The organism is Novosphingobium ovatum, from assembly GCF_009909235.1.
GTDB lineage: Bacteria > Pseudomonadota > Alphaproteobacteria > Sphingomonadales > Sphingomonadaceae > Novosphingobium > Novosphingobium ovatum.
This window is the reverse complement of sequence record NZ_JAAAPO010000001.1, coordinates 208,922-221,840: the sequence shown is the minus strand read 5'-3', so window position 1 is coordinate 221,840 and position 12,919 is coordinate 208,922. Positions and strand designations below refer to the sequence as shown.

Genomic DNA, 12,919 nt, shown 5'->3' with positions numbered 1-12,919 from the left:
TTGACGGCGCGGGTCAATGTCATATTTCCATAACAGTTGAAATTTAGGAATGTGCCATGGATTCCACAATGGTCATCCGCGCCTTGGGCGCCTTGTCTCAGGAACATCGCCTTGCCGCCTTCCGCCTGCTGGTGCAGGCCGGTGGCGCAGGGATGCCTGCGGGCGCGATTGCCGAGAAGCTGGGCCTGGCGGCCTCCTCGATGAGCTTCCATCTGGCCGCCCTTGCCAACGCGGGCCTTGTCACCCAGCGCCGCCAAAGCCGCCTGATCATCTACAGCGCCAACTATGACGTGATGAACGCCCTGATGGGCTATCTGACCGAGAATTGCTGCGGCGGCGTGCCCTGCACCACGGAAGAGATGTGCTGCCCGCCCCCTATGCCCACTGCCATGACATGCAAAAAGGATGTCGCATGACCGACCGTGTCTTCAACGTGCTGTTCCTATGTACCGGCAATTCGGCCCGGTCGATTTTCGCGGAATCGCTGCTCACGCATTTGGGTGGTGGTCGGTTTCGCGCCTTCAGCGCCGGCAGCCACCCCAAGGGTGAGGTTCACCCGATGGCCCTCGAACTGCTCAAGGAATATGATTTCCCGCATGAGGGCTTCCGTTCCAAGAATTGGCGCGAGTTCGAGGCGGACGGTGCGCCTGAAATGGATTTTGTGATCACGGTCTGCGACAATGCGGCCGGCGAGACCTGTCCGGTGTGGCCCGGCCAGCCCATGACCGCGCATTGGGGCATCGAGGATCCGGCGCAGGTTGAAGGCCCGGGCCAGAAACTCGCCTTCTACAAGGCGATGAGCCACCTGCGCCGCCGTATCGAACTGTTTGTATCGCTGCCGACTTCTGGCCTCGCCCGTCTCGAACTCGAGCAGCGCGTGCGCAAGATTGGCAAGGAAGAAGGCGCCACCCAGATGGCCAAGGATGCACAATGACCACGCAAATCACCGACATCATCATCTATCACAACCCGGAATGCGGCACGTCGCGCAACACGCTGGCGATGATCCGCAATGCCGGGATCGAACCGCATGTGGTCGAATATCTCAAGACGCCGCCCTCGCGCGCGCTTTTGCAAAGCCTGATTGCGCGGGCGGGAATCGGGGCGCGCGCGCTGCTCCGCGAAAAGGGGACACCTTTTGCCGAACTGGGGCTTGGCGATCCCGGCCTGACGGATGCGCAACTGGTGGATGCCATGATGGCACATCCGATCTTGATCAATCGCCCGCTGGTGGTCTCGCCGCTGGGCGTGAAACTGTGCCGCCCTTCCGAAGACGTGCTGGATCTGCTCCCCGCCGCCCAACAGGGCGCCTTTGCCAAGGAAGATGGCGAGCAGGTGGTTGACGCCAACGGCAACCGCATCCCCAGCGCCTGAGAGAGCCCATGACCAAGCCTGTGTTTTCCATTCTGGTGCTGTGCACCGGCAATTCCGCGCGCTCTATTCTGGGCGAAGCGATTTTCAACACCCTTGCCCCGGGACGGGTTCAGGCATTCAGCGCGGGCAGCAAGCCCAAGGGTGTGCCGCATCCCGGTGCCCTGCGCCTGCTGGCGCGGCGCGGGATCGACACCACCACGTTCCGTTCGAAAAGCTGGCTGGAATTTTCAGCCGCCGACGCGCCGCATATCGATCTGGTCATCACCGTTTGCGGCAATGCCGCCGGTGAAGCGTGCCCGGTGTTTCCCGGCACGCCATTGCGCGCCCATTGGGGCCTGCCAGACCCGGCCGATGTCGAGGGCGGGGAAGCCGCCGAGGACGCCGCGTTTGAAGAGACGTGGCGGTGGCTGACGATGCGCGCACAAGCCCTGTTGGCCCTGCCGTTCGAAACGATGGACCGGGCCGAGATTCAGGCCAAACTGGCCGAAATCGGGCAGATGGAAGGCGCGGCATGAGGCAAAAACTGACCAGTGAGGCCATTGGCAGCTTTCTGTTGTTCGTCACCGTGGTCGGCTCTGGCATCATGGCCGAAAGCCTTGCGGGCGGGAATGTGGCGGTGGCGCTGCTGGGCAATACCTTTGCCACAGGCGCGATGCTGTTTGTGCTGATCACCATGCTGGGGCCGGTGTCGGGCGCGCATTTCAACCCGGCGGTCACCCTGATCATGCGTCTGCGGGGCGAAGTCACCACCGCCCAAAGCGTGGGCTATGTCGCGGCGCAAATGGCGGGGGGCATTCTGGGTGTATGGGCCGCGCATGTCATGTTCGACCTGCCGGTGCTGGAATTCTCGCGCCACGCCCGCACAGGCCCCGGCCAATGGCTGGGCGAGGCCATCGCCACCTTTGGCTTGATCCTGACGATTCTGGGCACGGTCAAGCATCGCCATGTCTGGGTACCGCCCAGCGTCGCCTTCTATATCGTGGCGGCCTATTGGTTCACCTCCTCCACCAGCTTTGCCAATCCCGCAATCACAATCGCGCGGTGTTTGACCGATACCTTTGCCGGTATCGCGCCGGCCGATGTGCCCGGATTTATCGCGGCGCAAATCGCGGGCGCGCTGGCCGCACATTTCATCGCCGCGGGATTGTTCCCGCATGAGGATAGCCAATGACCCGCCTGATCGACCTGTCCGACCCGCATCACCTGCCCGCGCTCAAGCCCGAATATGCCCACCGCCGACCCGCCGAGGGTCTGGGCGAGATGACCCCGCCGCCGCGCATCCTGTTGCTGTACGGATCGCTGCGGGCGCGGTCCTATTCACGATTGGTGGTGGAAGAGGCCGCGCGGCTGCTGATCCATTTTGGCTGCGAGGTACGGATTTTCAATCCATTCGATCTGCCTTTGCCCGATCAGGTGGCAGGCGACGATCACCCGGCCGTGGCAGAACTGCGCGCCTTGTCGCTGTGGTCCGAGGGCCAGGTCTGGTGCAGCCCCGAGCGCCACGGCCAGATCACCGGCATCATGAAAACCCAGATCGATCACTTGCCGCTGGCCATGAAAGGGATGCGCCCGACACAAGGTCGCACACTGGCGGTGATGCAGGTGTGCGCCGGGTCGCAATCGTTCAACTCGGTCAACACGCTGCGGGTGCTGGGGCGGTGGATGCGGATGTTCACCATCCCCAACCAGTCCTCGGTTGCCAAGGCCTATGAGGAATTTGACGAGGCGGGCCGCATGAAGCCCTCGTCCTATTATGACCGCATCGTCGATGTCTGCGAGGAACTGGTGCGCTTTACCGTGCTGCTTCGCCCCCACGCCGAACAATTGGTCGATCGCTATTCCGAACGCGTGGAGCAAGATCACCCCGTCGACACCCCCGTAGAGAAGGCCGGCATCGCCCGATCATAGGCGCGGTGGCGCTGTTCATGGCGGATACCGGGGGCTGCCCCACAGGTTATCCGCCTGAACAAGGCCGGTTCGGGCCGGAAACGAGCCTTCGCCCCCGATCACAGATAGGACATTTTGAGCACGGCCTCGGGCAACCGCGCACCTTGCACGTCCAGCTTGGCGAAACCGGCCTCGATGGCCGCGATATCGGCAGAGCCAAGCGCCACATCGGCCGCGCCAAGGTTTTCCTCCACGCGCGCCAGTTTGCGCGTGCCAAAGATCGGCACGATAAACGGCTTACGCGCCAACAGCCAAGCCAGCGCAACCTGCGCCGGTGTGGCCCCCTTTTGCGCCGCCATGTCGCGCAACAGATCGACCACACCCTGATTGGCCTCTCGCGCCTCGGCCGAGAAGCGCGGCGACCACGAACGGAAATCGGTGGCGGCCATTTCCGTCTTGGCAGTGATCGTACCGGTCAGGAAACCCGCGCCCAACGGGCTCCACGGAACAAAGCCGATGCCCAGTTCCGCGCACAGCGGCAGCACTTCGGCCTCTGGCTCGCGAGTCCACAGCGAATATTCGCTTTGGATGGCGGCCACCGGAAGCACGGCATGGGCGCGGCGGATGGTGGCAGCGCTGGCCTCACTCATGCCGAAATGCGCGACCTTGCCTGCCTCGATCAGCGTTTTGACCGTCCCGGCCACCTCCTCGATCGGCACAGCCGGATCGACGCGGTGCTGATACAACAGGTCGATATGGTCCATGTTCAACCGCTGCAACATGGCATCAACCACCCGCACGATATGCTCTGGGCGGCTGTTCAGGCCCGCCCCGCGCTCGCCCGTGACCGGGTCAATGTCAAAACCGAACTTGGTAGCGACGATCACCTTGTCACGCATCGGGGCCAGCGCCTCGCCCACCAAAACCTCATTGGTCCACGGACCATAGGCCTCGGCTGTGTCGAAAAAGGTCACGCCAAGGTCATAGGCGCCGCGAATGACGCGGATGGCTTCTTCCTGCGAGGGTGCCTCGCCATAGGTGGCGGCGAAACTCATCGTGCCAAAGCCGATTTCGGAAACATTCAGGGGGCCAAGTTGACGGGTCCGCATAATGCAGCATCCTTTCGATCTGTCGTGATGGCCATGATAGACGCCCAGCGATCTGCCAACTAGACAGGGTAAAGCGCTTGAGCCTATGACCTGACGTCATAAGCGGGAGTTGGCATGGAAAGCGATGATCTGGGCAATCTGGCCAAATTCATGAGCGTGGCACAGGAGGCCAGCTTTACCCGCGCGGCGGCCAAGCTGGGCGTTTCGCAATCGGCGCTGAGCCATTGCGTGCGGCGACTGGAGGAAAAGCTGGGCCTGCGGCTGCTCACCCGCACCACCCGCAGCGTGGCCCCGACCGAGGCGGGCGAAAGCCTGCTGGAGACGCTGCGCCCCGCCTTTGCCGCGATCGAGGACAAGCTGGCCATATTGACGGCCATGCGTGACAAGCCGGCAGGCACGGTGCGCATTACCTGTTCCGCCCATGCCGCAAGATTGGTCCTTTGGCCCACGATCAACCGGATCATGCATGAACACCCCGATATCCACATCGAATTGAACGTCGATTCAGGCTTTGCCGATATTGTCAGCGGCCGTTTTGATGCCGGGGTGCGGCTGGGCGAAAGTCTGGACAAGGACATGATCGCGGTGCGCATCGGGCCAAGGCTGCGGATGGCGGCCTATGCCTCGCCCGCCTATCTGGCGGCGCGCGGCCTTCCCCGTACCCCGCATGACCTGCACAAACACGCCTGCATCAACCTGCGCCTGACCACGTCGGGCGCGTTGTATGCGTGGGAATTTGAACAGAACGGGCGAGACATCCGCGTCAAGGTCGAAGGCCATCTGGTGGTCAACGATATGGATCTGATGGTCGAAGCGGCGCTGGCCGGCCATGGCATCGGTTTCAGCATCGAAAACCATGTCGAACACCATCTGGCCAGCGGGGCTCTGGTGCGGGTGCTTGATGATTGGTGCGAGCCTTTTGACGGGCTGTACCTTTATTACCCCAGCGCGCGCCAACCAACGATGGCCTTTCGCCTGCTGCTGGACGCGCTGCGCTATCGCGATTGATGATTTGGCCTCATGGCACATGAGCGCACCGGCCGCCCAATAACACAGACCAATATTGTCGCCGTTCACCCTTGACCTGAAACGCTGACCAAGTTAGTCAGCGTTCATGGCGCATATCACAGCAAGTGTCGAATATGGCATTCACTGCCTGCTCTGGTTGGTTGGGAACGACGGGCGGCCCGTCAGCAGCCGCGATCTGGCCGAGTTGCAGGGCGTCTCGCCCAGCTTCATCGCGAAAATCTTCCCCAAACTGGAAAAGGCCGGAATCCTCAAGGCCAGTGAAGGCGTGCGCGGCGGCTATTTGCTGGCCCGCCCGGCGCAGGACATTTCGTTCCTTGATATCGTTGATGCCATCGAAGGCGACAAACCCCTGTTCGAATGCCAGGAAGTCCGCGAACGCTGCGCTCTTTTCACCGCTGGTGCGCCGGACTGGGCAACCCATGGCCCCTGCGCCGTGCATGCCGTGATGATGCAGGCAGAACAGGCCATGCGCGCGGCCCTTGCGGCCCAGACCCTGGCCGATGTCGGCGCCCGCTTTCACCAAAAGGCCCCTGCCGCCTTTCTGGCCGAGGCCAATGACTGGATAGGCCAGCGTCTGGCCGATCGCACCCTTCGCACAGGCCGCCGATCCCGCGACGATCCGGGCTGACCCTCCGACAAGGCGCTTCTGCCCTTCTCCACCACATAACAAAACGCACATTCGCGGGCTCTTTGCCGGGCCGGTCGGCGAATGCGCCCTCGCGCCCGACGATCGCATGGCGCGCGATGACCTGTGCCCGGCCGATTCACACAGGATATTGGCATGAAACACACCATCCTTGTTGCAGGCTCCGGCTTTGCCGGGCTTTGGGCGGCCCTGTCGGCCTGCCGGATCATCGCCCTGTCCGGGCGTCAGGACGACATTCAGGTGCTGGTCGTCTCGCCCGCACCGATGCTGACGATCCGTCCCCGCCTGTACGAGGCCCCTGTCGATGCCATGACGCCCGACATCGCGCCACTGTTGGCGGCGGTAGGGGCCAAACATGTGGCAGGCGCGGTCGAAAGTCTGGACATTGCCGCCCGCCAGGCCACGGTACGGCTGATCTCGGGCGAGACTGCCACGATCCCCTATGACCGACTGGTGCTGGCCACAGGCAGCCGGTTGCATCGCCCGGCGGTGCCCGGCCTTGACGCCTTCGCCTTCGACAATGACACCTATGCGCAGGCATTGGCGCTGGAGCAGCATATCCAGTCGCTGGCCTCGCTGCCGCCTTCGCTGGCGCGTGATACCGTGATCGTGGCGGGCGGCGGACTGACTGGGGTGGAGACGGCGACCGAAATGCCGATGCGGCTGCGCGCGGCGCTCGACCCAGCGGCGCGGATCCGCGTGGTGATGGTGGATACAGGCCGCCTACCGGGCGAAGCGCTGGGCGCGGCGGCAGCAGCCCATGTGCAGGCGGCGCTGACCCACGCCGGAGTGGAGTTGCGGCTTGGCACCCGTGTCACGGCGATCTCGACCGAGGGGGTGACGCTGTCGTCGGGTGAGCATATCGCCGCGCGCACGGTAATCTGGAGCGCGGGCCTGCGCGCCCACCCGTTGGCCGCCCAAATTCCCGGCCAGCACGATGATCTGGGCCGGGTCCACGCCGATGCATGGCTGCGCGCGCCCGATGCGGCGGGAGTCTTTGTCACGGGCGACATGGCCCATATCGCCACGGATGATGTGGGCCATGTCGCGCCCATGTCGTGCCAGCATGCCCTCAGCCTGGGGCGGGTGGCCGGCCACAACGCGGCCGCAGACCTCATGGGTTTGCCCATGCATGCCTATAGCCAGCCCAAATATGTCACCTGCATCGATCTGGGGGCATGGGGAGCGCTATATACCGAAGGGTGGGACCGTCAGGTCCGCCATACCCACGCCGAGGCCAAGGCCATCAAGCAGGAGATCAACCGCGTCTGGATCTATCCCCCGGCCCCCGATCGCGACGTGGTGTTCGCCATCGCCAATCCTGATCATGTGATCGTGCCATAACTTGGTGCCGCTTTTCTGCCCCGGTGTGATTGCCGGGGCAGAAACAGCATGGCCCAAGACGCAGGGATCGGTTAGGGACCATGCATTGTTTGCGCCGTTGTGGCGCGCGCCGCACTGGCGGTTTCTTTCCGGGCATCTCCTGCCCTTCGCAGCGCCAGCGCTACCTGCGTCCTTGCCCCCGGAGCCTTATGCCTATCCCCCAAGTGGCCCTCCGCTTTGCCGGGCGCACCGCCTGCCCTTTTCCTCCTGCCGCCGGCCCAGCATCATGCGGCATCCGCGCCAAGGCGTGGTTTTGATGTCTGGCTATCAACTGGTCGATACCGCCCATGTCCCCGGCGGGGCGGAACTGCGCCTGATCCGCAAGGGGGACGAATTCGCCATCGTGCTGGAACAGCACGAGTTGATGAGCACCGATATTGTCGCCTCCGAAGAGGCGCTGGCCACGATGACCTGCGAAAGGTTGGACCGGCCTGCGGCGCAAATGCTGATCGGGGGCTATGGCATGGGCTTTACCCTGAGGGCGGCCTTGGCCGCGCTGGGGGCTCAGGCAGAGGTCGTGGTCGCCGAAATTGCTCCCGCGATCATCGCATGGGCGCGCGGCGCGATGCACCAGATCACCGCCGGGTGTCTGGACGATGCCCGCGTGACGCTGGTAAATGACGATGTGGGCCTGTTGATCCATTCGGCGGTGGATGGTTATGACGCCATTCTGCTGGATGTCGACAATGGCCCCGAGGGGCTGACCCGCCGCCGCAATGACACGCTTTATTCGCCCGCCGGACTGGCGGCGGCGCGCATGGCGCTGCGGCCGGGCGGCATTCTGGCGATCTGGTCAGCCAGTGGCGAGCCTGCCTTTACCCGCCGGTTGGAGCGGGCAGGGTTCGAGGTCAGCGAAGTGGGCGTGCAAGCGCGCAAGTCCGGCGAAGGCGGGCTGCACCATATCTGGTTTGCCCGCAATCGCTGAACCGCGTCAGTTTGCAACCGTGGCGAGCGCCGGCATCGGGTCGGCCTCTGCCGCCTTGTCGGCCAGGCGGATCTGGCGGTTGGTTTCGATTTCGACCGCGCGATCGGCCAGATCCTGCCATGCCTTGGCAGAGCGCAAATGGCGATCGCGCACGTTGGTCAAGGCACTGGCGCTGGCTTCGCGCAGGGCGGCATCGGCGCAGGCTTGATAATGGGTGGCCGGAGCGGTCATGGCATGCCTCGTGGATTGTGCCTGTGCCCGCCTGGCTGATGATGAAAGACCTGGGTCAATCCACCATATCGGCTACCAGACGCCGCAATTCGGCGGTCGACAGCAGGCCGGAAGGGGGCGCATCAGCCGGGCGGCTGCGGCGGGGGGACAGGGTCTTCAGGGAAAAGCGGATAGTCTTCAAAAGCGTATGCATGTCTTGTGTTTGATGAACTCGGATAAGGGATGCGGCAAATGCGCCGCAGGATTGCAGGAAAAAGGATAGATGTGAAAAACGCCCGGTCCGGGCGATTTCCCGCACCCGGCCCGCGATCACGCAGCAGCGGATCCAGCAGGCCGAATGCGGGCCGTCTTGTCGAGAGAGGTTCTTTCGCCAAGACGGACAGTTCCCGAGGCCCCTGCGGAGCCTCGGCGAACCTCGGGTCAGGCCGAAGCCAGATTTACCGCAGACTGCTTGCCACGACGATCGGTTTCGATCTCATAGCTGACGCGCTGATCCTTGTTCAGGGTCGCCATGCCGGCGGCCTGAACAGCGCTGATGTGGACAAAGCTGTCATCGCCGCCGTCAGCCGGAGCGATAAAACCATAACCTTTGTCAGTATTGAAGAATTTGACGATTCCGATAGGCATAGGGCGTTCCTTTGCACGAAACAGAAAACCCGCCCGCATGAGTGCGAGCGGAGCTGGGAAGCGTGAGAAAGGAAGGAGAGCGCTTTAGGCGTCAAATTCCGTCGCAGGCGACGATAGCACGAAATCCTATGCGGCACAGGTGCCCAAGAGTCAAGCGACAACTGCAAATGTTGAAATTTCCATTCAGGCTGCAACAATAATTTTGTCAGCAATGGCGGGCTGACGCAGATTTATTGCCATGATTTGAAAAATCCCTGCCCAGACCTGCCGGGGCACAAACCAGACCAGGAGCCGCCGAACGCGTTGTCTTGGCGTTCGGCGGCGTCCCGGCTTAACGGGTGTACAGATTGCGCAGGCGGCGCAGGGCCCGCGCATCCAGCCCCAATTCATCACGCAAATAGCCTTCGGCCCCGCCAGCATGGGCATCAACCACGGCAAAGGCCGCCTCGATATACGAGCGGTCGGCTGCCATCATCGCGCGCATCACTTCGGGCGCGAGTTGCGCCCAGGCGCTGTTGGCGGTTGCCGCCCCACGCATCAGGGTTTCGGGACGCAAATAGGTGTTGGTCAGTAGATAATCCTCGATCACGGTGGCGCGCGGCACGCCCAGCGCCGTCAGGATCAACGCCGAGGCAATGCCCGTGCGATCCTTGCCCGCCGAACAATTGACCGCCAAAGGCGCATGGCCGGCCAGCAATTCGCCAAACATGCGGCGGTATTGACCATTGAACTGGACCAGCATCCGCGGATAGGACGAAGCCAACCGCGCGCGCGCTTGATCGGCGGTCCATTCGCGCATCGGGCCTTGCGGCATGAAACCCGCCGAATCTAGCGCGTAATCATCAAACAACACCCGCGGCGCGCCGCGTTCGGGCCAATGCACCGGTTCGGCCCCGCGCTCACGCGTGTCGCGCAGGTCACACACCACGCGCAGCCCCCGATGCTGCAAATAGGCGTAATCGGCCAGCGTCAGATTGGTCATCGAGCCTGAACGATACAGCTGTCCCCAAACGACCTTGCGGCCATCAGAGGTGCGATAACCGCCCAGATCGCGAAAATTGCGCCCGCCCTGCAGCGGCAGTTCGCGCACATGCGGAACCGCCGCCACAGGCCGGGCGAATGTCGAGGGAACCGGGAGCAGCGTCACCGCCCCCACAGGCACAGCCACCAAAGCGGCCAGAAAAATGCGCAAATGGGTGCGAGCAAACATGTCAGATTCCCCCCTTCGTCAGATCAGAACTTGATGTTGATTTCGCCGCCAAACGTGCGCGGATCGTTGAAGAAGCCACTGGTCCCGCTGGTGGCCGACAGCGACTTGTAGAAAAGGTGCTGTTCGTTGAACATGTTGCGCACCCACAGCGCCGCGGTCAGGCGGGCGTCCGACCGGCCAAGGCCGATATCAGCAAAGGCCAGACGACCATTGACCACAAACGCCTTGTCACCCTTGGGCTGATAGACGTTGCGGGCATCGCCGGGCGCATAATACACCGGGTCATAGTTGTTCCCGTAAAACCCGGAGTCAAAATTGCCATCCAGGTGCAGGCGCAGCTTGTACCCGCTCATCTGCGCTTCATAGTCGATCGTGCCACTGGCCGAATGGCGCGGCGTATAGGCCTGATAGATCGGCACAGGATTGGTGTTATACACGCCCGAGCTGTTCGGGAACGGGTTTACCGTCGAGGGAATGCGCACATAGGTATAGGCATAGGACAGGCCCAGCGTCAGCCCATCGACCGGATTGATCGCAAATTCGGCTTCGGCGCCACGCAGAGCGCCAGTCCCAGGCGCATTGATCGTTTCGGTGGTGGTGCGGGTCGAGCGGGTCAGTACGCCGCCCACAAATGTTTCATACAAACCGAAGAAATCGACCTGAATGTTCTTGTAGGCCCCCGCATAGACCGACAGGTTCAGGCGGGCGCGGCGGTTCCAGAACTCGTTCTTGGTGCCGATTTCAAAGATCGACACGCTTTCAGGGTTAAACGCCGAATAGGTCAGCGAACGCGAATTGGCGCCGCCCGAACGATAGCCCGTGCTCCATTTGACATAGACGTGGTTGTCGCGGGTGAGGTCATAGGCCAGATTGACCATGGGATCGATGCGCGACCATGCCGCATCCAGATTGCGCGGGCCGGTCACGCCAAAGGCCACCGGCGTAGCGCCATTGACGATGAACAACTGCCCATGCTTCATGTCGCGGGTCCAGCGCAGACCGCCCGTCAGGTGCAACTGATCGTGGAAATAGGCAGGCGTGAAGGTGGCCTGACCATACAGGCCCGCGCTGGTGGTGACGACATGGCTGGCGCGGTCGATGCGCTGCGTGGCGGGATCGATGTTGTTCACCACATAGGCGCTACCGGCGGCATCGGTGAAGGCGTTGGTGTTATATGCCTGCGCATTGTCCTGCACGCGCTCTTGATACCACATGGCGCCGCCCACGAATTTCAACTGCGGGATTTCGCCAATGGCCTGAAATTCCTGGCTGACCTGGTTCTGGCGGAAGGCGGCCAGTGAATTGCGGGCAAAGGCGACACCGGTAAACACGCCCGTCGCATTCGACATGCCGCTGGCGGCCGAACCGTTGTCGAACTGCGACTGGGTCAGGTCGCGATAGGCGGTGATGGACTTCAGCGTCAGGTTTTGCGCCACCTGCCAATCCAGCGTCAGGCGCTGACCAAAGGTCTTGCCAATGCTGGGCTGTTGCGCGACGCCGACATTGGCAACGCGGGCGCGCTCGGTCTGGATCGTGCCAGCCGCCGCCTGACGCAGCGAGCCGGGCGCCACCAGTTGCAGGTAGAGCGAGGTCGATGCGTCATAGGACACATCCATCGCGTAATCGGCGGTGAAATTGGGGGCGGCATGCCACAGCGCCTCGATATGGGCGCCGCGCTTGTCATATTGGTTGAAGCCCGCAGCGCCATTCAACGGGTTCAACACCATCGGATCGCGGTGCGCGGCAACGGCATCAATTTTCAGCGCAACACCATGATATTCGGGCAGATCAAGGTGCAATTCCCCCTTGTACGCGCCAAAATTGCCATAGCCCACCGTCGTCGACAGGTGGAACTGGCCGGTGGGGCGACGGGTGGTGATATTGACCGCGCCGCCTTCGGTGTTGCGGCCAAAGAGCGTGCCTTGCGGGCCCTTCAGCACTTCGACATTTTCGATGTCATAGAGCGCCGTGCCCAAGCCCTGAGCACGGCCCATATACACGCCATCAACATAGACGCCCACGCCCTGATCGCGGGCCGGCTGGTTGGAATCGCCCAGAACGCCCACACCGCGAATGTTCACAATCAGCGCCGAATTGCGCGAATAGAACGGCGCGACCTTGAGGCTGGGGATGGCGCCATCGCCCAGATCCACCAGCGAGGTCACATGGCGCTGTTCCAGCGCGGTAGCGGTCAGCACCGAGATCGAGATCGGCGTGGTTTGCAGGTTTTCGCGACGCTTTTGCGCGGTAACGACGATGGTTTCCAGACCATCGCCGCCCATCGCGGCCGGAACCGCCGGCGTGATTTCATCGGCCATGGCAGGCGTGGCGACAGCCAGAGCCAGCACCGAGCACGCGGCGATCAGGATTGAACGAGTCATGTGAGAAGCCCCCCTTGGTGATTCGGGGGCCGAAATGCACGTGCAATGCGACAGGCCGGATTCAATTATGAACGGTTTGTTACGCCCAAGTAATTAAATTCACTGCGATTTACTTCA

The 12,919-nt window shown here is 62.7% G+C and carries 16 protein-coding genes; 10 read left to right on the top strand and 6 right to left on the bottom strand.

The annotated features are described in order from the left end of the window. Positions 1-56: 56 nt before the first annotated feature. The 6 genes from GTZ99_RS00960 to arsH are packed head-to-tail and all read left to right on the top strand — an operon-like array spanning position 57 to position 3,282. Positions 57-416 (top strand): ArsR/SmtB family transcription factor, encoded by a 360-nt coding sequence (locus tag GTZ99_RS00960; RefSeq protein WP_161716416.1) that lies wholly within the window; start codon positions 57-59, stop codon positions 414-416. After that, positions 413-934, top strand: coding sequence for an arsenate reductase ArsC (locus GTZ99_RS00955; protein WP_161716415.1), 522 nt, complete (start codon positions 413-415; stop codon positions 932-934). Before GTZ99_RS00960 ends, GTZ99_RS00955 begins: the two co-directional genes overlap by 4 nt. Continuing rightward, the gene (gene arsC, locus GTZ99_RS00950; protein WP_161716414.1) at positions 931-1,374 is read left to right on the top strand and encodes an arsenate reductase (glutaredoxin); all 444 of its coding nucleotides are present in this window, start codon (positions 931-933) and stop codon (positions 1,372-1,374) included. The genes GTZ99_RS00955 and arsC overlap by 4 nt, the downstream gene beginning before the upstream one ends. 8 nt (positions 1,375-1,382) lie before the next feature. Further along, entirely contained in the window at positions 1,383-1,889 is a 507-nt protein-coding gene (locus tag GTZ99_RS00945) for an arsenate reductase ArsC (protein WP_161716413.1), read from the top strand. Further along, positions 1,886-2,545, top strand: a complete 660-nt coding sequence (locus GTZ99_RS00940) for an aquaporin (RefSeq protein ID WP_161716412.1) — start codon at positions 1,886-1,888, stop codon at positions 2,543-2,545. Before GTZ99_RS00945 ends, GTZ99_RS00940 begins: the two co-directional genes overlap by 4 nt. Continuing rightward, the gene (arsH, locus tag GTZ99_RS00935) at positions 2,542-3,282 is read left to right on the top strand and encodes an arsenical resistance protein ArsH (protein ID WP_161716411.1); all 741 of its coding nucleotides are present in this window, start codon (positions 2,542-2,544) and stop codon (positions 3,280-3,282) included. Before GTZ99_RS00940 ends, arsH begins: the two co-directional genes overlap by 4 nt. Positions 3,283-3,380: 98 nt before the next feature. On the opposite strand, the gene GTZ99_RS00930 is transcribed toward arsH, so the two are convergent. Further along, entirely contained in the window at positions 3,381-4,370 is a 990-nt protein-coding gene (locus GTZ99_RS00930) for an aldo/keto reductase (protein WP_161716410.1), read from the bottom strand. A 114-nt stretch (positions 4,371-4,484) separates the two neighbouring features. Here GTZ99_RS00930 and GTZ99_RS00925 point away from each other — a divergent pair, with 114 nt between their 5' ends. The 4 genes from GTZ99_RS00925 (at position 4,485) to GTZ99_RS00910 (ending at position 8,353) form a co-directional block, all read left to right on the top strand. Then, positions 4,485-5,378, top strand: coding sequence for a LysR family transcriptional regulator (locus GTZ99_RS00925; RefSeq protein WP_161716409.1), 894 nt, complete (start codon positions 4,485-4,487; stop codon positions 5,376-5,378). 106 nt (positions 5,379-5,484) lie between these two features. Next, on the top strand, positions 5,485-6,027 hold the full coding sequence (locus tag GTZ99_RS00920) for an RrF2 family transcriptional regulator (protein ID WP_161716408.1): 543 nt from the start codon (positions 5,485-5,487) through the stop codon (positions 6,025-6,027). A 153-nt stretch (positions 6,028-6,180) separates the two neighbouring features. Beyond that, a complete protein-coding gene (locus GTZ99_RS00915; protein ID WP_161716407.1) occupies positions 6,181-7,389 on the top strand; it encodes an NAD(P)/FAD-dependent oxidoreductase in 1,209 nt (402 codons plus the stop codon). Between the two features lie 295 nt (positions 7,390-7,684). Further along, positions 7,685-8,353 (top strand): spermine/spermidine synthase domain-containing protein, encoded by a 669-nt coding sequence (locus GTZ99_RS00910; protein WP_161716406.1) that lies wholly within the window; start codon positions 7,685-7,687, stop codon positions 8,351-8,353. 6 nt (positions 8,354-8,359) lie between these two features. Here the strand turns inward: GTZ99_RS00910 and GTZ99_RS00905 are convergent, their stop codons facing one another. The 5 genes from GTZ99_RS00905 to GTZ99_RS00885 all read right to left on the bottom strand — a co-directional run bounded on the left by GTZ99_RS00905 (position 8,360) and on the right by GTZ99_RS00885 (position 12,802). Beyond that, complete coding sequence (locus GTZ99_RS00905) at positions 8,360-8,584, bottom strand: hypothetical protein (RefSeq protein WP_161716405.1); 225 nt, start codon at positions 8,582-8,584, stop codon at positions 8,360-8,362. 55 nt (positions 8,585-8,639) lie between these two features. Further along, positions 8,640-8,777, bottom strand: a complete 138-nt coding sequence (locus tag GTZ99_RS00900) for a hypothetical protein (protein ID WP_161716404.1) — start codon at positions 8,775-8,777, stop codon at positions 8,640-8,642. 227 nt (positions 8,778-9,004) lie between these two features. After that, positions 9,005-9,211 (bottom strand): cold-shock protein, encoded by a 207-nt coding sequence (locus tag GTZ99_RS00895; protein WP_161716403.1) that lies wholly within the window; start codon positions 9,209-9,211, stop codon positions 9,005-9,007. Positions 9,212-9,542: 331 nt separating this feature from the next. Next, positions 9,543-10,421, bottom strand: coding sequence for a tyrosine-protein phosphatase (locus GTZ99_RS00890; RefSeq protein WP_161716402.1), 879 nt, complete (start codon positions 10,419-10,421; stop codon positions 9,543-9,545). Positions 10,422-10,444: 23 nt separating this feature from the next. Next, positions 10,445-12,802 carry a TonB-dependent receptor gene (locus GTZ99_RS00885; RefSeq protein WP_161716401.1) on the bottom strand — a complete coding sequence of 786 codons (2,358 nt, stop codon included), beginning with the start codon at positions 12,800-12,802 and terminating at the stop codon, positions 10,445-10,447. Positions 12,803-12,919: the final 117 nt, after the last annotated feature.